This window comes from Butyrivibrio sp. LC3010 (assembly GCF_000424385.1).
Lineage (GTDB): Bacteria > Bacillota > Clostridia > Lachnospirales > Lachnospiraceae > Butyrivibrio.
Genome location: NZ_AUJU01000004.1, coordinates 166573 through 187523, shown reverse-complemented (window position 1 = coordinate 187523; position 20951 = coordinate 166573). Strand labels below are relative to the sequence as shown.

General features: G+C 31.9%; 16 protein-coding genes. 2 read left to right on the top strand and 14 right to left on the bottom strand.

The window, feature by feature from the left end; genetic code table 11:
- Positions 1-71: 71 nt before the first annotated feature.
- The 6 genes from G622_RS0104760 to G622_RS0104735 all read right to left on the bottom strand — a co-directional run bounded on the left by G622_RS0104760 (position 72) and on the right by G622_RS0104735 (position 6292).
- Entirely contained in the window at positions 72-1013 is a 942-nt protein-coding gene (locus G622_RS0104760) for an AraC family transcriptional regulator (protein ID WP_026509741.1), read from the bottom strand.
- 54 nt (positions 1014-1067) lie between these two features.
- Complete coding sequence (locus tag G622_RS0104755) at positions 1068-1313, bottom strand: asparagine synthase-related protein (RefSeq protein WP_256374503.1); 246 nt, start codon at positions 1311-1313, stop codon at positions 1068-1070.
- 215 nt (positions 1314-1528) lie between these two features.
- Positions 1529-3805, bottom strand: coding sequence for a CotH kinase family protein (locus tag G622_RS0104750; RefSeq protein WP_026509739.1), 2277 nt, complete (start codon positions 3803-3805; stop codon positions 1529-1531).
- A gap of 4 nt (positions 3806-3809) precedes the next feature.
- Positions 3810-4481 (bottom strand): DUF4956 domain-containing protein, encoded by a 672-nt coding sequence (locus G622_RS0104745; protein ID WP_026509738.1) that lies wholly within the window; start codon positions 4479-4481, stop codon positions 3810-3812.
- A gap of 39 nt (positions 4482-4520) precedes the next feature.
- Positions 4521-5216, bottom strand: a complete 696-nt coding sequence (locus G622_RS0104740) for a polyphosphate polymerase domain-containing protein (protein ID WP_026509737.1) — start codon at positions 5214-5216, stop codon at positions 4521-4523.
- A gap of 86 nt (positions 5217-5302) precedes the next feature.
- The gene (locus tag G622_RS0104735) at positions 5303-6292 is read right to left on the bottom strand and encodes a glycosyltransferase family 2 protein (protein WP_026509736.1); all 990 of its coding nucleotides are present in this window, start codon (positions 6290-6292) and stop codon (positions 5303-5305) included.
- A 388-nt stretch (positions 6293-6680) separates the two neighbouring features.
- On the opposite strand from G622_RS0104735, the gene G622_RS0104730 reads away from it, so the two are divergent.
- Positions 6681-8183, top strand: coding sequence for a glycosyltransferase family 39 protein (locus tag G622_RS0104730; protein WP_026509735.1), 1503 nt, complete (start codon positions 6681-6683; stop codon positions 8181-8183).
- Positions 8184-8380: 197 nt separating this feature from the next.
- Here the strand turns inward: G622_RS0104730 and G622_RS0104725 are convergent, their stop codons facing one another.
- The 4 genes from G622_RS0104725 to G622_RS0104710 all read right to left on the bottom strand — a co-directional run bounded on the left by G622_RS0104725 (position 8381) and on the right by G622_RS0104710 (position 13455).
- A complete protein-coding gene (locus G622_RS0104725) occupies positions 8381-8617 on the bottom strand; it encodes a hypothetical protein (RefSeq protein ID WP_026509734.1) in 237 nt (78 codons plus the stop codon).
- Between the two features lie 78 nt (positions 8618-8695).
- Positions 8696-10627 carry an asparagine synthase-related protein gene (locus tag G622_RS0104720; RefSeq protein WP_026509733.1) on the bottom strand — a complete coding sequence of 644 codons (1932 nt, stop codon included), beginning with the start codon at positions 10625-10627 and terminating at the stop codon, positions 8696-8698.
- Positions 10628-10645: 18 nt separating this feature from the next.
- Positions 10646-11650, bottom strand: a complete 1005-nt coding sequence (locus G622_RS0104715) for a hypothetical protein (protein ID WP_026509732.1) — start codon at positions 11648-11650, stop codon at positions 10646-10648.
- A gap of 119 nt (positions 11651-11769) precedes the next feature.
- On the bottom strand, positions 11770-13455 hold the full coding sequence (locus G622_RS0104710) for a hypothetical protein (protein WP_026509731.1): 1686 nt from the start codon (positions 13453-13455) through the stop codon (positions 11770-11772).
- A gap of 183 nt (positions 13456-13638) precedes the next feature.
- Between G622_RS0104710 and G622_RS24305 the strand changes: the two genes are divergently transcribed.
- Positions 13639-15126, top strand: a complete 1488-nt coding sequence (locus G622_RS24305) for a glycoside hydrolase family 5 protein (RefSeq protein ID WP_049945686.1) — start codon at positions 13639-13641, stop codon at positions 15124-15126.
- Between the two features lie 73 nt (positions 15127-15199).
- Here the strand turns inward: G622_RS24305 and G622_RS0104700 are convergent, their stop codons facing one another.
- Genes G622_RS0104700 through G622_RS0104685 form a run of 4 tightly spaced genes read right to left on the bottom strand, consistent with a single transcriptional unit; the run spans position 15200 to position 20922 of the window.
- Complete coding sequence (locus tag G622_RS0104700; protein ID WP_026509730.1) at positions 15200-16693, bottom strand: hypothetical protein; 1494 nt, start codon at positions 16691-16693, stop codon at positions 15200-15202.
- A 41-nt stretch (positions 16694-16734) separates the two neighbouring features.
- Complete coding sequence (locus tag G622_RS0104695; RefSeq protein WP_026509729.1) at positions 16735-18282, bottom strand: glycosyltransferase family 39 protein; 1548 nt, start codon at positions 18280-18282, stop codon at positions 16735-16737.
- A gap of 43 nt (positions 18283-18325) precedes the next feature.
- Positions 18326-19840 carry a glycosyltransferase family 39 protein gene (locus G622_RS0104690; protein WP_155831416.1) on the bottom strand — a complete coding sequence of 505 codons (1515 nt, stop codon included), beginning with the start codon at positions 19838-19840 and terminating at the stop codon, positions 18326-18328.
- Positions 19837-20922 (bottom strand): acyltransferase family protein, encoded by a 1086-nt coding sequence (locus tag G622_RS0104685; RefSeq protein ID WP_081675178.1) that lies wholly within the window; start codon positions 20920-20922, stop codon positions 19837-19839. The genes G622_RS0104690 and G622_RS0104685 overlap by 4 nt, the downstream gene beginning before the upstream one ends.
- Positions 20923-20951: the final 29 nt, after the last annotated feature.

Here is a 20951-nt window from a genome sequence, read left to right as displayed (position 1 = left end):
CGACCAAATATGAACAAATTTTGAATAAAGTTTGAACTAAACTAATTGTTTAAATAGAGTATCCCTCACTATTACCAGCCTTTTAGGGCATGAATATTGTAATCTAAGAGTTTTCCCACATAATTATCCTTATTTTTCTTCCATTGGTATGGCGATGTGCCCAAGAACTTTTTAAAATTCCTATTAAAAGTCGATACATTGCCAAAGCCACATTCGACGGCAACAATCTCCATGGAGTAATCAGTTTTCTTCATCGTGTCACAGGCTTTCTGAACCCTGACAAGATTTAAATAGTCCATGGGTGCCATATTTATAATGCCATCAAATGTCCTTCTGAAATGAGTCTCACTCATGTTGCATGAATTGGCCAGATCAAGCGCCCTTATCTCATCTGCATAGTGCTCTTCTATATACTCAATCGCAGGCTTTATACTCATCATATCATCACCGGTCTCCCGCTCAACAAGCGTCGGTGATTCAGCCTCCATTGATTTGTGCATTCTCATTATCATGAAGAACAGAGTCTTGATAAGGTTCTTTGTAGTCTCCTTGTAATAAGGCTTCTTATCGCGCATCTCCTCCATGATACTTTTTATGATTCCGGCGATTTCCGGCTTTTCATAACCATGGGTAAGATCAGCCCTTTTATTCAGAATAGCAACCGCCTCTCTCTGTTTTGGCACATTCCCCGGATAAATCTGCTGTGCCACAAGATCCACATCAAAATAAAAATACTCCCAGAAGTTCTCTGTCTCACTTGTTGTCGTGTGCGGATAATTAGGAGGAATGACTGTAAACATATCAGTCTCATACTGGCATACTCTCTCATCAAGGACAACGATACCATTCCCATATCTGCAATAACCCACTTCAAACAGATTGTGAAAATGCAAAGTATTTATCGTTTCTCCGTACACCCTGATCCATTTCTCACCAAGAAGAGCCAGACAGCTCTGGCCCTGCGGAATCTCATAAAAGCGGAATTCAATTGTCGGTTTCTTTTTTCGTCCCATATACAATCCATCAAATTATCATCGGTTAATATTTTCCTGCGGAAAAATAATTATCTAAAAATGCCTGTCCAGAGCGCCTATAATCTCCTGCTTTCGCCTTGAATATTCCTCATACCAGTTCTCGTCAGGTTTGATGTTAGTAACGCTTGTATCTTCTTTTATCCTCACACTATAAAGTGATCTGGGCATTATATCCTTAAAAGCCTGCCTGAAAATATAGCGTTTTACGCCATGCTTCATGTATAGATGCCTTGGAATTGAAACAGCATAATCTATAACCCTATAATCAAGATATGGAATAAGATATCTCAGATCCGTCAGGCGAAATTATTATACTCGCCTGTTCCATCCTTTCAGCTGCTTTTTGCGCATATCTATTTCCAGAACGCATAAAGTTACATAAAATGCCTTCCTGTTTATAAAAACGCGAACAACAATTAAATGAAAAAGATCACCAAATGTATACAATTAAATCAACATTCATTGCAATTTTGTATGAATTAATTCAGGTTGTTTTAATTGCTATTACCGCACTTTATGTTTTTTATGTATTCTCGTAAAACACCAGGTCTGCTTTCTGCAAATTTCTTCATAGCTTCTACATTATTTTCCCAATTCTCAACTGTATAAATGTCATCTTCTGAATAGCCTGGCTTTATCATGTTTTTAATCTTTTTCAGCCATCCATCGGTAGTATGCCAGCGTAAAAACTGAGATTCTATCTCTGGAGCGTAAATCTCATAGATAGTATCAATTTTGTCAATTACTGTCGCCTCAGAAAAACAAGTATCCAGACATTCTTTCAGCCTATTATAATACTTATCAGAAAAAGCCTTATTTTTTATAAGACTATAGAAGAGCTCCCTGTTCTCATCATGATAGTGGCTCATTCCTTCCAAAATTGATTTATCATAATTTTCTTCAAAAAGAAATTCCAACGAATTGAAATCCGAAAACGTTAAGGCTTTATCAAGGTCATATAGGAAGAATCTCCATTTATTATCGCCGTAAGCTGAATCAGGCTGGTCTGCTCTCCAAATACGATAATTATTCCCCGGCCAATCATAATTAGCAAAATAAACTTCTGCCACTAAGTAATCTATAAGATTATCTACATCCACGCTATCACAAAAATATGCATAATTAGCCTGCTCATTCATATCATGAGTTTTAACATACTCAATAAGATCATAGTATTCCTCAAGATCATCATCTGTACCGGCAATTATTTCCGTTACATACGGAGCCGTACCAATATTAAGATTGATTAAATTTAGATTTTCACTATCAATCCCATAGTGTCTGTAAAAATATTCTTCATTGCACACTTCTCTGATATTATGAATTCCCCAGTATTCTCCATTGATAAAAAGCACTGCAGGTTCTGCAGCAAGATATGGAACATCGAGGTTTCCGGCTATAAGAGCTTGACATAACACGTCACAAAACATAGTCTTGTTAAAATCTGATCCGCTGGGTCTTAGTGTAATCGCATTAACGTCCCCACTAATCTCATCCTCAAAATTATCTGCCGGAAGTAGTTCAAATATCCCTACATCAAAACCAGCAGTTTCATCATTAACTATCAATCTTAGTCCCTTTGCTGCATTGGATTTTGATGCTGAACCAGCCACCTTCAGTTTTACATCATTATCAGCTTTAAGTGCTCCGTCTTTATTAAAAATTTGAACATGCGCATTTACCTTTTTATCCGAATAATAATTTGCAGGTGTAGAAAAAGAATTCTCTATGCTTTTATTATATTTTTTCCATAAGTAGTATGTTTTGCCAGGAACATACAGACCATCCCATTCATCAAACATCTCCTCCGGATTTACTGTCAATGAAACAATATTCATGGATGTTTTAGGCGCTATAAAAAAAGACTCTGTTGAAATATCTTTGGACAATACTCCATCTTTTAAAGCTCTGGCTCTCACCACCGCGCCTTTGTAATTATATGAGTTTTCCCACTTTTTCTTAAACAGATAATCGAGTGTAGTCTTTGTATTTCCAAATATATTTTCCTCGTCACTTCTGTCTCTGATTGTCAAAGGTCCTGTATAAACATGCGAATTTTCATCAGGTTCTGAACCATCCAACGTATAAACAATCACACTTTCTTTATCATTTGTAGATAGTTCAAGCGCAAATTCTTCATATATTCCTGATGGTACAGAAAAAGAAGGTGCTTCCAGCTTGGTATCCACTCTTGGTACATAGGAAACAGGCTTAGCATTATTGGGAAATCCGGGTGAATTATTTGAAAGAATTGCAAGGACTTGTGGTTCTTTTACAGGTCTTCCGACCGATATCCCAGGTTGAACAGCAGATTTAATTTCCATTTCATCAATAATATTATTATTCTCATCATATAAGATCAGTCTGTCAGATGGATTTATCAAAAAATCAGTATGCATCTCCCCATCATCTGTGACTTTATCTTTCCCTGAAGCCCATACAATAAGATAATTTCCTGCCCCAAGTTCATAAACAGGAAAATGCCATCTCTTATCATCAACAACATGATCGGCAATTGAAATACCATAAAGATCAACCGCTTCTGTTCCATAATTATAAATTTCAATCCAGTCACTGTTATCTCCATCTGAATCTAACTGCTGACCTAGATTTTCATACATAACTTCATTAATGCAGAGAGTAATTCCTGTTACATTTTCAGGATAAGCATTAATATCTCTATATTCAGATTTGATACAGTATATTAAAAGAAAAACCAGAAGCATCAAAAGTATGCTGCCGGTTAATCTGTAAAAATAACGGTTCCTCAAAATATTACCCCGCGATTTCTCCGTTATAAGTAACTATGTTAATTGCTTTAATCCCATCAACTTCTTTAATTGCTTTTGTTATTTTGGAATCTTTTCCTTTGCTAAAGGACACCTCATAAGTTATATCTGTCCCCTGAGAATTAACATTTTTCATTTTCAGATTGGTCTTTGTGCAATGCTTTTCAATAATATCAGTTACTTTATCTACATCAGCATTCTCTCTTGTATGAACTATGATCAGGTATGTTGTATCATCAAAGACTCCTTTACTTATAAAGAAAAGAATGGCTGCAATAATAACACTTCCCAAAATTGCAATTATGTAAATTCCGGATCCGCAGGCTATGCCAACCGCTATCGTCCAAAATATAAAAGCACTATCCTTCGTATCCTTAACGGCTGTTCTGAATCTGATTATGGAAAGTGCACCTACCATACCAAGAGAAAGCGCCAGGTTACTTCCTATTATCATCATTACCATCGTAGTAATAATTGTTACCAACAATAATGTAACGTTGAAATTTTTAGAATACATTACTCCGGTATAGGTTTTCTTATATACAAAGCAAATAAAAAATGCCAGAAGTACTGACATTATTAACCCAATCGCAATCTCTTCAATTGAGATATTTGTGTTGTTTTCAAGCAAATAATATAGTAACTCTCGTTTACTCATTCTAAAATTAAAATCCTTTTAAAATTGAAAAATCTTTGGCTAAGCTAATGCCTCTCTAACCATGCAATATTTACTTATAGAAGAATACTGAATAGCTGCTGAACTCATGGCTTGTTTAATAAATTCAGGAAACACCCTATCATATTTTACTTCCATTACCATTACAGACTCTCTGAAAACCGGAACCATGCCAATATTCTCATCAAACAACCGATCAGAAAAAGCGCCTCTGATATACTTATCAAAGGTCACTCTGACATTATGCTCAGGGTAAACATAGGCCTCTCTATCATAATCAACAATTACTTTTGGCTTATACAACTTTCCTGTCATAATGTTAAGTGCTTTTACAGCAACACTATCAGTATATGTTTCAAGATACGAATAATTTCCATTTATTACTGACAGCGCAGCTTCTTTAGTAATTGTTAATGATTCCTTTTCAATATAATCACCATAACGGTTCTTTATTTCAAGCTTTACAGCTGTATCAGCAATATCATAAATACGAAGCCTTAGCTTTTTTCTTTCTTCAATTCCGGAAATTTTTGAGTAATAATCTATGTTATCAACAGAATCAAAATACAAGCTTCTTACATAGTACTGTCCTTTATCTTCCATATGAGGATCTGGTTTCATCAAAGCTTGTATAAGCTGTTTAATGTAATAATATTCCGTAATGCCGATATAAAATTTCTTTTCACTCCTAAATACTTGGTTCAAATCATTATTCATGTTTTATATATACTGTCAATACAAAATATCATTCCACTTTTCCAACAAGATTAATACTAAATAAATGTCACATCTGTTTTGTGAACTCAATTTCTGGTTGCAACTCTTTTGGCATGTTTTTTCTGAAAATAAGTATATCCTTTTAAAGAGAACCTGAAAAGTAATAATCTCATTTTGGTTTTGAAATTGACATGTGGCGATAATTCTTTTGCAAGATTACGATAGACTCCATATAGTCTCTTTATTTCCTTTTTACATATTTCATCCTTTAAAACGCCACTAAGATCTATAATTGATCTGGTCCCCATTCCGAATTTAAATTCAGCAATATCAATATATCCCTTTGAAATGAGATAAACGATTATTTCTGAAACTCCTGCTGCATGAAATAGATTCCATCTTCCATATTTGCTTCTTGAAATGCTCAATTTAGAAATAACCTGATTATATACCACTTGATCAGTTAGATATATTTTTTTGCAAGACTCCATCAAGTCCGAAAAGACAAACTGATCTTCACTTTTATTAATTTCAACTGGAAACCTAATGTCGTCCCACACATGTTTTCTATATAATTTCCCCCAATTTACGATAATTAACTGTGTTTGTTCTGTATATAATAATAACTCACATGCCTCTCGGTTATTAATAAGCTTATTGCAATATTTCTCTGGAATTTCAACCGTCTTGTAATAACTACCATCGTCTCTAAAATATGCATAATTCCCAATAACAAGATCTGCCTCATGGTCAATCGCCAATTGTAAAAGTGTTTCTAGCGCATCATCAGGAAGAAAATCATCATCGTCCATAAAGAAAATATAATCTCCGGTAACATTATCTAGTCCCACATTTCTCGCTACACTTATACCGACATTTTCTTGATGAATGATCTTAATATTTTCATTAGCATTAGCATATTCGTCACAAATAATTGATGACGAATCTTTGCTGCCATCATCAATTATTATGATCTCGATATTAACATTTTTTTGAGCCAATATACTGTCAATACATCTATGTATATAGTTTTCTCGATTATAAACAGTGAGAATTACTGATATTAAATTATCCATTAGTTATTAATTGAACTCTTCTTTCTTCACTTCAATTATTTACTGCCATGCACTATTTTTTAGTATCAATATACTTGTCATTACTTCTCATTACAAATTCTTAGCTTTACCAATGAAAATATTACACAAATACAAGTTTTTTTGTCAACAATTCTGGTAACTGCAAAAGCAAATAAGCATCCTACTACGCTTAAATAAATAAAAAATGTAGAAATAAACCATCCTAAAATGGTATACTTTATCCTAGATTTTCTCAGCTAGAAACCATAAAAAATCAATTATTATATGCATATTTTTATCTAATAAACAATATAATATAATACCTCATAAAAAACATGCTTTACATTTATGTGAAATCATTTTAAAGATTTACTTAGGAGATTTTCTAATGAAAAACAAAACAAGTATCAATTATATTTGCGTACTGGGATGTATGTTATTATCCGCAATAGTGTTTGTAGGTTTGGCATCTACAACAACAAGCCCGACTTTTTATTTTAAGGGCACAGATTCTAATATATTTCAGGTTATTGGAAAAGGCTGGTGTGAAGGCCTAATACCATATAAGGATTTATTTGACCAAAAGGGTCCCGCTATATTCTTCATTAACATGTTAGGTTATATGCTTCTTGGAAATAGATATGGTATTTTCTTATTACAAATCCTTTTTATGTTGGCTTCTGAAATAATAATCTTCTTAATTTTTCGCCGTATCTATTCTGAAAAAATATCGCTCATAATTGCTTCATTTGGTATTTTTGCATTCATGTGGAATTATGATACCGGTAATTCATCCGAAGAATATGCAAATCCATTTTTATTAGCATGTTTATATTGTTTTACTAATTGGCTACATGATAAAAATGAAAACCGCAAAAATCATGATCCTATATACGCTTTTGTATATGGTATTACATTTGGCTTTTGCATGATGTCCAGATTAACTAATGCAATTAGTGTTTGTGTGGTTGTTTTTTTCATTCTTATATATCTGATAATCTCAAAAAGTTACATGAATATACTTAAAAATATCATCGCATTTATATTGGGCACGTGCTGTATGGTTGTTCCATTTATGATTTATTTTGCATTAAACCATACAACATATGATTTTTGGTTTGGCACAATTTTGTATAATTTCATGTACGCTGCTAAATCTAAAACAAGTTTATCCATTATGGCAGGCAGCATTGTTAGTCAATTAGGAAGTTATGCTTTAATGGTTGTCGGTATAATATATGCCACACGTAGAAAATTCTATGAAGGAATCCTCTTTTTCGTGATTGGACTCTCTACGGAAGTATTATTTATGCATATGTTACATTTTGGGCATTACTATATGATTGCATTCCCGTACCTTCCTATAGCATTTTATGAACTTATATTGTTATTACGTGATTCTAACCATAAATCAAAAATAGCTATCTATATAAATAAACTAATTCAAATATTTGTGATTTGCTTATTAGGTATTACTGCGGCCAGAACCATTAAACAGTTTTATAGCGAATTTCGCTTTTATATGACCTTCCCTGGAAGTGATTCAGATAAAAAGTACGAACAACAATTGAATTTCGTAAAAAACATTCCAGCTAATGACAGGGATTCTGTTGCATTATACGAAATGGATTCAAGTATTTATATAGTTTTAGATATTCAACCTAAGTGTAAATATTTCACTCTTCAGGATTGGCAAGCCGGCTTTTCAGAAGAGCTAAAGAATAATCTTATTGATGAATTCGAAACAAAAAGTCCCAAATGGATTGCTTGTAATCATCCAAATGAGACTATTATAACTGAACTATTGCAAACTAATTATGAAATAGTTTACGAAGAAGATATTCCAGATGATGATGAAGAAACAAAACTCATTTTATATAGGCAAAAATAGTTCTCATCAATCAGCTAACTCCATTACTCTCATATTTATTGCGCATTCAAGAAAACACCATATAAACTTTGAAGGTATTTCCTAAGCTCTGTATTCCTTATCTACTACTAAAAAACTAGATTATAAAAGAGGATGAAAAAAGCAGTTCCATCCTCTTTTGTAATTCAATGATAATTATTTAGAATAATAACACAGCATTAGCTAAGTACATCTGTTCTGCTATCATCAGGATTTACCGGATCTACCGGATGAGGTGTCGGTTTAGCAGGAGTCAACGGAATTGCAGGAATAACCGATTCCTTTGGATCATTAGTAGCATGTCCTGATATATGTCCGTCTCCAATATAACCTCCATCCCACATTTTACCAAGCCAATGTTCTTCAGTAGAACTCAACTCAATAAAATTAATATCAGCATTTTCCCATTTCTTCATTGTAAACATTCCTCCAAAACAATATATAAATTACAATTTATAATATACATACTTATCAAATATATGTATACCATTCTATCAAACTTGTAATATTTTTCTTCTATAATACCGACTAAAAATATATGTTATAAACAGGTATAAATACTCATCTTCGTTTTCTAATGAAAATGCTTTTCTATCATGAATCACTTTTTTAATGGCCGAAATATTCAGATATTTATTTAAATTATCTAACTTATATTCATTATTAACAAGTTCATAGATACGATTTTCATTTTCCAGTCTATATATCCAATCTGTACTCTGTATTCCTCTTTTAAATATTGGAAACAGTATACATTTAGGAAGTAATTCGCTCATAAAGCCGCGTATTAAGTATCTTGGTATACCATTATAACAGTAATAATGATACGGAATTGATTGACAATAATCAAGAACTTCTGGGCTTCTTGTGGGATCACGTATTACAATCCCGGTATACAACCCCATTTTAGTTTCCATAGCTCCTATGTAAGATAAAGCTGGCAGCATATATAGTATTTTTTTAAAGTCCTCCTTTGCAGTTATTGCTGCTACATTTGTTAAAGGTAAACCACTTTTATTTCTATCAGTAAAACTATACTCATCCAGAAGGCTTATATTCACGTATGGATTAATTAATTCTTCATCTAATCCTATTTGTTCCATGTTAATTTTTCTCTGATTTAAAGTTTTCTTTATTTCTATAGGAATATTATATTTTCTACTAATACCCGCAATTTTACAATAATTATTGTAATATTTTAAGGCTTTAAAATATTCTCCGGATTCATACAACTCAAAAACAATATCATCAATATCACCAAAAGAAACACTGTTATTTCCGGTTTGCCCATTAAGGAATATCTTACAGCCTCTTTGATAAGCTGTTCTATATATTTCTAACAATAATGGCAGATTAACATAAGCTTTAAATGGTATTTCCAAAATATCAATAATCTCATCAATATAACCAAAAAAGCTTTTTCCTCCATTATCTGTAAAATTTGTTTCAATATTCGGGTAAGCTTTAGCCATTTCCCTAACATAAGCAGATTCATTTGTAATATACTCACGCTTATAAAATGGAGTCATGTCATAATGTGGAACGTATGTATATGAAATTAAGTTTTTGCCCTTTTGTTGAAGTTTCGGAGCTGCCAAAGCTGCAACTGATGTCGAATCCATTCCTCCACTTAATGCTATTCCCACCTCGCCATTAGTTCTAAGTGCTTGAGAAACCGCATTCCTATATATACTAAGAAAATCATCTTTTAAAACATCTATTTCATCAGATATTTCATATACTTTAGGTTCATAATATCTATATAAATTCACATCATCGGACTCAACCATTAAATAACAACCGGCTTCAATAATATATACATTTTCCCATGGGGTTTCTGTAGAAGACAAATTTGGCATAACCCCAGGACTTAACAGGAAATCCCTTAAATACATCTCATTTTTGCTTATTTCAGGATATAACTCCTTAATTGGACTAAGTAAAGTTGAAAATGTCAGACTGTTATTATCCTTATAATAATACAAACATCTACTAGATGTTCTGTCTGTACAAAGGAATACTCTATTTTCTATGGTATTATAAATGGCAATAGAAAATATACCCTTAATATACTTTACAAAGTCATAATGCCATTTTTCATAAGCAAATGATAATAGTTTTACACTCGGAACTAAAGGATCATCTTCTATACCCGAATATCCCGGAAAAAGTTGTGATAATAATTCCACTCTGTTATCAAGTATGCAATCAGCAACAATAATAGTATTCCCATCATCCACTATATAGGGCATATTCTCAAAATTATCTTCATCGTTAATAATTTGTAACCCCGAACCTATTAGCGAATTTTTGAATCTAACTTCATTAATATTATCAAGCTTGCATTTTCGTTTATACTCAGAAGACATTGATTCTACTAAGCAATTGCTTTCACCAAATTCTATGTGCCCCCAAATAGCTGACATTTTCCACCTCTTGTAATTCTAAAAATTTCTTACTTCATTATTTATACGTATTACTTCATCAGAAATCTGTTCCTGATAGTACCCTTCTTTTGGTCTCAATATCAAGTATACAGGACATTTCCCCGATACTCTCATACATAATTCAATAATTTCTTTATCATTCTCCCATTCACCAAATAGCCTATGCAAAAAAATATTATTTCTTAAAGCCATAAACTGATCAAGCCCAGAGAGTCTTTGTACCTTAAGTTCTTTTATATCTGCAGTGATTAAATATATCATAAATTTCAACTTCTTCGGTTTATCAACAAAGCATTCCTTAACTGGAACCAAAAATTTATCCTTATTTTCATCGATATATATTATTTCATCTTTAGAAAAATTTCTGCTCTCTACTTCATTCCTGCATAACTTTTGGTAAGGGAATGCCGGAAAAACCATTGCATGATCCAACACGTTCCAGGTTTCAATATAATCGGCACTTAATCTTTTATTTTCTTCATTATCATAAGCTACTGCTTCCATTTTTACAGCAGCTACATCATCAGCCATTATCTTGAAACCCTTTTCGATAAGCTTTCTCGTAAGTGATGATTTACCTGCTCCCATCTCCCCTGAAATAAGGAATGCACCGCTATCACCATCAGTAACTGCGCTGCAATGAATAGCAAGAATTCTTCTTTGCAAAAGTAACATTGCCATTGAAAATCCTAGAAGCCAAGGAGATACTTTTTCTGGCGTATAGTCTTCTTTTGTCTGAAAAATAATCTCCCTTCCATTTTGGATAACAAAATATCCTCCTATATTCATAAAACATGAATACTCAAGTCCAATTTCATATTTTCTTTTCAAGGAATCATGTTCAGTTAAATAATCTATTACTTCATATTCACATTCTCGCTGCCTAATAGTAGCATCAATTTGTATTTCACTACTGCCCTCTTGTGCCGAATTGATTTCATCAAGCTGCATGAACTCTACTTCTGATTCAATTGTAAGTCCGTATAAAGTATACCTTTTCATATAAATCCTTTTTTAATATAGTTATCCATATTCCTAAATACATTGATTTTTCAAGATCATCAATATATCTCTTCAAATATAATCTTATACTCTTTTGATTTATTATTCATGTAAAGTATTTATGACTTGCTTGCATGAACAAACTTCCATACCGGAGTGCTATATATTACATCCACCTGAACTGCTTCTATATCTTCTCCATAAAATCTTCGCACATATTTTAGAGCAAACTGACAATCATCTGCTATATAATATGTATTATCTCTTTCTAATAATGCTTTTATTGGATTTGAAATGCCCACATCAGCCAAATTTTTAATGTAATATTTTTGTCCGAAAACCCAGCTTCCTACATCTGAATTATGATTTAGGAATTCTTCTTTCGGGAGTCTTCCTTCACTCATATAATAATCCGATACTTTTGTGAACCAATCTCCCCAAAAATAGAAATCATTACCTATACAAGTTTTTTCAAATAATTCATCAGTCATATCGCTTCTGGCAAGTAATGCAGTATTAGGCTTAGTAAAGCCTTGATGTATGCATATTAACATTACAGAAATAATTGAGATAATCGCAATCAAAGCACTAAGAAAAAGTTGTTTTTTTGAAATTCCGTCTTCCCTAGTCATTCTAATTACTTGTAATAATAAAATTAAGAAAATCGCATATATCACAGCATACCAGATACGCAAAAATGCACGTCCAAGTATAGTAAAATATAAAAGTATTATTATCCCACCAAGAACTGCTAATATGCTTTCTACTTTTCTATATAAAGCAATCTTACTAAACAGAATAATCAGTATCGTTAATATTATATTTATTAAAACGAGCCACAATACTTTGGTTTGACTAATAACAAATTTCACCATTATTATGCTTGCGGTTTTGATTCCAGATAGGTTTAATGGATATCTTGTTGTAGCTGCAACTGATGCTATTTTGCCATAAGTATCTGAATTAAGCCTATCAGTATCCAGCAAAAACCACTGTAAAACAGCATCATAATCCAATTCATCAATATTATTAAGTTTCCCACTAATATCATTCCATTCCAGGACAGGATAATCTTCTAATATTGTCCTTTCCTGATCATATCTTACAGCATCTGAATATTGTTCAGTTTTTTCTACATAATTCTGACTTATAATCAAAATTATAACCATAGCAAATACAATAGTATTCCATGTCCAATTATGCTGTTTTTTTAATGACAATATGAGGCTTTCATATAAAATGGTAAAAAGCTCCAATATTATGAAAGGTAAAAAAATTAAAGCTGCTTTAATTCTCCACATTGTACCAAAAAAGATAAAAACTATTCCCAAAGTTCTGAACACAGTCTTTTTTTCACAATTTCCCACAAAAAAAGTTAGCCATCCAGTAAAAACAAATGATGCTCCTTGAATTGTGTAATTTGCACTAAATAAACCAGTAGCAATAACCACAAAAATAGCAAGGCCACACCCCCCTACCTGAAAAGCCCTGCTTTTTGGTAAAGTCAAGGATAAATATACAATCCAAGTAAGTTCAAGCCATATCAGAAAATGTGATAATAATAAAAATCCATCAGCCTTTGGAAAAACCATACAAATCATTTTTATTATTATGCATAGTAAAGGATGTAAATGAATACAATAATTCTCTGTATCATATAACCCATTTGTTACAAGCGAAATTGTAAAATTGTCCACATCTGCATATAAGGGTCGCATTACTCCTGACATCAACAGTACTACAGTCGCTAAAGTAATCGATATGATTATTTTTTTGATTTCATTTTTTATTCTGCCATTTTCCATTTATCACTCATCCTAAAAAATTACATAGAATCTTGTTTGTTATTGACACTTTATTATAATATTATCAGTATAAAAAACAAGAATATATAATCGCCATATACTCTTAATTCATTAATGTATTTAACTATATTCGTTGATTACATAAAAAATCAAAGATTATTTTTCTCAAATATTGGAGTTTATATGAAAATAAAATCTATTAGCTTTATTTTTATATTTATCATAGTATTCTGCACATCTTTTCATTTCACATTCTTCTTTTCATTTGCAGCAAATACAGATATTACTGCAAATGCATTCGTAAATCAGATGACTAGCGGTTGGAATCTTGGAAACTCTCTGGATTCTCATTATGGAGAGCCTACAGGTGATGGAAACCTTTCCCAGGAAACCATTTGGGGAAATCCCGAAATTACCAAGGAACAAATTGATTATGTCAAAGAGCTGGGCTTTAATATTATTAGAGTACCGGTAACCTGGCATACTCATACTTTTCGTGATGATAAAGGCAATCTGCACATTCATCCTGATTGGTTAAAAAGAGTTAAGGAAGTTGTGGACTACTGTGTTTCAGATGATCTTTATGTAATAATCAATATCCATCATGATGGAAACCTCTTCCACACAGGTGTAAATGAAAAAGAATTCAATCAAATTAAAGCCGATGCAACTTCCCTTTGGACAGAAATTGCAACAACTTTCTCTTCTTACGATACGCATTTATTATTTGAAGCTTACAATGAAGTAGATAATTATGAAAAATACTGGAGTTTTGGCAAAAAAGCTGCCCAGCAGATGAATGAGCTTAACCAATTATTCGTTGATGTTATCAGAAGCTCCGGTGACGAAAACAATAATCGAATTTTATTAGTTCCGACTCTCCTTCACGCAACAGGTGATCAATTTCAAGATGCTTATGTTTTACCAAAGGATATCGTACAGGATAAGTTGATTATATCTGTTCACGATTATTCTCCTCAATTTGATCAAGCGATTGATCTAGTTTTTTCTTCTTTACAAGCCTTTTCTGAAAAAGCAGGTGCTCCAGTAATAATCGATGAATGGGGCTCAACAGATAGCTTCACTCCTTCTGAATATCGAGCTATACATGCTTCAAATTATGTATCACGCGCTGCTGATCATGGTATAAAATGCATATATTGGGATAATGGCAGTGATTTCGCAATTATTGACAGAAAGACATTAACTTGTAATGAGTCTATGATATCTGCCATAATGACACCTAGAGCTTATACCTCAAACGATTCTACTGTTTTATCTTCCTGGGATGATTATTCATATATGACAATCAATCAGGATACAGGTGAACTTATTTCAGATAGCAATTGGGGCACTATTGTAGTAAACAAAAACAAAAATGGTGGATACGATATACCCAAAACTAAAAAAACGATATATATTGGATTATATGCAAGATCTAATATGTCCGATCAGCGTATTCATTATATATACTTTTTTGATTCTAAAGGGAATCTACTAGAAAAAATAAATGATTGGGATGGTTTTACTGAAAAAAACTTATCAATTCCTATCGGTAGCTCATATGTTCGAATAGGTATAAATAATGCTCATGAGTCTACTTCTTTACATAAATACAAAGCAGCTATTGAATCAGGTAATTTGGCTATTATAGTTAATCTATATGAATAAATCAACAGAGCAATATGAGCTCTGTTGATTTATTCATTAATAGTCATTTTATAAAATTGCAATTATTTTTGAATCACTTTTTTACCATATAGTAGTAATTTAATCCATCATCATATAATAATTCAGCATCAATTTTTTCTATTGGATTTTCTTTGTCCTCTTCGAGGTTAAGAATCAAAATGTAATCTTCCTTTTGTGCATCTATTGTCTGCCAAAAAGTCTTCTCATCTGTAAATACATAGCTATTCGCTTTCTGAAGTATTACAAAATCATACAGAATTTTCCAGTTAAGATCAACATAAACCACTACATTTTTCTCTTCCGCCATCTTAATGGCAGCCATTTTGTTCGTATCATTATAATCCATTGGAATATAAAAATCTCTAGTTGCCAGATTAAAAAATGAAATAATACAGAATAAAGCTATTATCATATATTCAGATATCTTCGATTTAACAAAAATCTGAAGCACTTCCCTACATGCCAAAAAAGCACACATTATAAATATCCAAGAAATGGGCATTATATATCTAGTTGTAATAGCCGGGCTAATTTTACCTACTATAAGAGTATAAAATATACCGCAAAGAATAAGATATCCACAAAAGTCTATGGATAGCGTCTTATCTTTTAATTTCATGATAATGAAGATTACCCCAACAACTATAAATAATATAATAAAACCAGCAAAAGCCTCCTTATTTAGTAATCCAAGCATACCCATAAATCCTGAAATCAAGCCTCCAAAACTGGTTGCTTTCTTTATAGCTTCTTCTCCTCTATATCCGTTAAAAATATGAGCTAAAATGTGATACCAGACAATACCATATACAAATCCAGCTATAGCTATTGAAATAATATAATTCCTTATACTTATCTTATCCTTTGTTATTATGAGTCTTACTCCATATACAAGACACATAAAAAATGCAATAAACAGAAAATAATAGTGAGTTAACATACCAAAAAACAATACAACTCCAAGTTTTATCAGAAATTGTTTTTCCGGCTTTTTATCCCAGTTCTTTTTAAAAATATACATTAACAGGATTACAAAAAATGTAAACTGTGCATACATTCTGATCAACAACATAGTGTCAAGAAATACTACTGATGTGGCATAGGCTATAACAACTCCAAAGGAAGCCGGTATACTTTTTGTTATTTCTTTAGCAAGTATATAAAGAACCGATAAAATCAGAGTCATCCAAAAAATATTTAACGAAATTCCATACCATTTACTGAATGTACCTTTAAATATAGAGCATATAGTATGCATTAAAATATAATAAAATGGCGGATGAACATCCTTTGCCTGGTTCTCCCAAACGTTGGCATAATTAAATGACTCTCCCTCTAAAACCTCCGTAAAACTCTCAAATGGTCCTTTTCCTGTATAGCTCTTTCCAATTTCAAATTCAGGATTAATTCCACCAATATGATTCGAAAGTCCATAAGTCCAAATTTCATCACAATGATAATTAACCTTCCTTATTCCTAAAAATACTATCATTGCTGCTGTTATTATGATAATAAATATCAGCAAACTTTTTTCAATTCTCTTCATTTACCATTTCCTCACAAGTAACATAATTTTAACTTTTCAAATCATATGTCATTTCTTTTGTATAGCCGTATTGCTTGATAATATTCTTCATAAAAGTAATATTTTTCATCTATTAATTCATAACTGAAATTATCAAAAACTCTAACTTCTTTCTTTTCATTCTTCTCAAGCTTTTCAACAACCTCATTATACTCTGTGGTATCACATAATATATATCTGGAAATAATAAACTCAGGCTCTTTTTTATCAACATATCCGTTTTGAAGATTAATTAATTCGTCTCCACCCTGATTCAGCTGTACAAAGGCTTTCCATTTTGGCATTCCCCCATCTCCAAAATAGTATCCCTCATCTAGAACTCCATAAACAAGCATATCATAGTCATCTAATCCGTAGCTTTTCATTTCATCCGCAAATGCATATTGAGGCATATCTGACTTATTTTTAAACAAATCATGAGTATGTAGACAAAAAACATATGAAACAATGACGGCAACTACAACTATGCATAAGTTTATAACAAAATTTCCATTAAAACGTCTCTTAATTAAAAACTCAACTATAGGACAAAAACCAAACACAGTAAAAACAAAAAGCGGTAGATTTCCGTATTTTTGTACTACTCCAATATTTATCAGAACAAATGATAAAATAAACGAACCTGTTATTCCTATAAATAATTCATATTTCTTTTTTATCAGAATCCATGTATTTCCTAGTATTATCAGCATTATTGCACATATGTTTCTAGCTTTAAAAAGCAATGTAGCTGCCATCTTCATATTATCGCCAAAACCTTTATACATCGCTTCATTTTTTCTGTACAAAAAAATATTGTTATAAAAATAATTTATAAATAGATCCATTAGCGAACCATTTACAGCAAAAAACAACAAAATCGGAATAGAAATAATTATGCATCCCAAAACAAAGTATGCAATTTGTAGCCAAAAGGCTTTTGCCTCTTTTTCTTTAATAGAATGAATCAGCATAAAAATAAGTAATGCTATATATATTCCACATAAAGTATATTTCGTCCAAAAAAGTAGACCTGCACATATTCCCAGCATAATCATTTCATTAGCAGCTGGAAGTTTGTTTTTTACAACATACCTAACAGCTAAATATAGCATGTAAGAAAATAAAGCAAGTGACATTTCTTCAGGTCCACCACCATGTCTGTTAACATATGAAGAATATACAGATGCCGCAAGTAAAGCTGCTATACCAAATTCATATGTATTTACATCAAAAAAAATCTCAACAATCTTAATTGAGAAAAATAAAAAAAATGCTGCACAAATTATTTCAATCAAAAAAATACCTATAAAACTTGACTTTGACAAAAGAAGTCCTAGTGAATATACAAAAAATATTGCCGGGCCTTTTTGCTCTGCCAAGTCCCTATAAGGAACCATTCCTTCAAGAATTCCTCTGCCCTGAATGTAATAACAGCCTGCATCTCCCCAATTATTTATTGGGTATAAAAATGAACTTTTGGTACATATAGATAGAACACAAAAAGCTGCTAGGCAGCATTTAAAAAACAAAATACATTTATCATTTTTAAAGCAATTAGAAATTTTCATTGTCGTTCCCTCTCCTCATCATTTTCTTAATTATTCTTTAGCCTTAATGATTAACTAAATGATATAGAATTAGTTCACTGCCATCCTCAGTATTAATTACCGGCTCAGAATCAACAACCTCATAATAGTTATCAAGAATGTTTTTTATAACAGGTGTTTTAGAATCACTATATACTATCCAGGATGGTTTATTTTCATTATATTCCTTTAATAAGTATTCTCTAAAAGATTCACTAAATTCAGCCTGCCAATCCTGCATAACAAAAAATCTGTTAGCTGGAGTAATATCCATATCCAAATAAAACCACGGATTAGTCCCATATCCCACAACCTGATCACGCTCATTTTCAGGTATCTTTTCCACAAAATCTAAAAGTTGTTTATAAGATGCAATTGCGTCTTCTGAAGAAGATACAGAAAACCTATCATAATATTTTTTTAGTTTAATCGCTTCCTTACCTGTACGAATTAAAGCTATACTACATGTTCCAATCAAAATAATTAGCACAATATATCTAAATACTTTCCCACCACTGTAGTCATCACTTTTATCATAAGTCTTCTTTAATTCATAAATCGCTAAAGGAAGGAGCGGAAATGTTATCATTGCATAATGACCAAAATTCATAATATTCATTAATAAAAACTCTGTACCAAGTCCTAAAGCAATGTACATCAGCCCCTCGTAATATTCTTTTTTTATAATGAGAATAAAACCGGCTGCAATAATAGCATAACTGCCAATCTGTCCCATAGCTCCCTTTATAATAGTGCTTATTCCACCATTAGAATTAGAAGCATAAGATATATTGTAGAGGAGTGTTCCATACCAAAATTCATAGCTGCAGCCTTTTATTGCAAAATATAGTACAAATGGTATAGTCACTAATGCTGTTCCACATATAAAGGCTATAGCATTTTTTATCAAACTAACCCATGCACCATTTTTTACAAGATAAATGATAATAAAAAAAACAGCCATACAGACAGCTATAGAATTAGTAAGTCTGGACATAAAACAAAACCCAAACGTAATCCCATAAAAAAGAGCCCACATAGGATTGTGATCCGGTTTCTTCTTAGTCTTCTTATCTAACCATTCAGAAACAAAATAAAGACAAATTATCAGAAAAGGATTTGCATATTCCTCGCAAAGATTACCAAATTCATAATTACATGCAAAAACAATAATAACGCAAATAGACAATATTGCAGCAAACACTTCCTTAAAAGACCTTGAAAGTATTTTAAATATTGCTAAAATAGAGACAAACATGAATAGTACCTGGATTAAAAATACTCCATATCTATTCCCTGTAATTAGATATCCCAGCATTTCTATGAAGAATAATGCAGGTCCTTTTTGATCGTATAGCTGCTTATAGGGTATATACCCCTGGCTCCAACCTTTACCTATCACTTGAAACAGACCAGAATCCCAGCCTTTATAATGAGGATATAATGGACTTGTAGTTGCTGACGCACACAATATAAAGCAAAATGCAACAAATATAAAAATTATATATGTAACAACGATTCTCCATCTTTTTGTTTTCATACGAACATCTTCTTTCTTTTTGAAATCATAATCCAAGCTTTGCTCATAATAATCGCCACCAATAATTCGATTATAATTGTCACTACATTTTTAATATATTGTTCACCGAACACTATTTGAACCAATAATTGAATGTACCCAATCGCTTTCTGATGAATCAAAAACATTTCTGCACTTATACCAGCAAAAAAGTAAAAAAATCCATTACATAATAACTTAGTAAATATCCCCTTGTTAATTGCGGTTACAAAAATGATCATACATGCTGGAATAATCCATATAACCCCCGGAGTAATTCCCATTATCTTAGCAGGTTCTTTTACATATAACCACATTCCAAAAAACGAAACTAAAATTGCAATCAGCTCTAGTATTGAAAAAAATAATATATTATTTGCAGATATACTCATTCTCATGAATATATATCCCAAATTACAACCTATAATGAAATCTAGTAATCGAATAACCGGGAATATATATGAAAACCAAACAAGCGTACTGGGCTCAACAAAGTGAACATTTACAAAATATGCTGATATAAATCGCACAACAATCAGTATTATGCAAAACATCAGAGGTTCTCTATTCGTTTTATATTTTTTTATAATCTTAAATATCCATGGAAAAATGAAATAAAAGAGTAAACAATCGCTTAAATACCAGGCAACTCCATTGATTGAATAAACCACATCCAAATCAGGTACATAAGACTGAAGCAATAGCAGACACAATATTATTCTTATAATTGTGTGTGGTACAAATAGTTCATCAGGTTCAATCCTATTATTCATAATTAAGAGTGGTATAGACACTATAATCATAAAAATATGTAGTATATATAATTTTTTTATTTTTTTTAATGCAAATAAAAAATTCTGGGCAATTCCTATCTCATATATTCTATTATTATCTAAATAGGAATAAACCATTAAAAATCCCGAGAGGATAATAAATACACTAACTCCCAAACTTCCAAAACGATCAAATGCAACAATTCCAATATGGGCCAAAAAAACCCACAAGCATGCCATACCTCTTAATCCATTGAGCGAATTAATTCTATTCTTTACTGAAATATCCATTATTCTTACCAAAAATCCTATCAAACTAA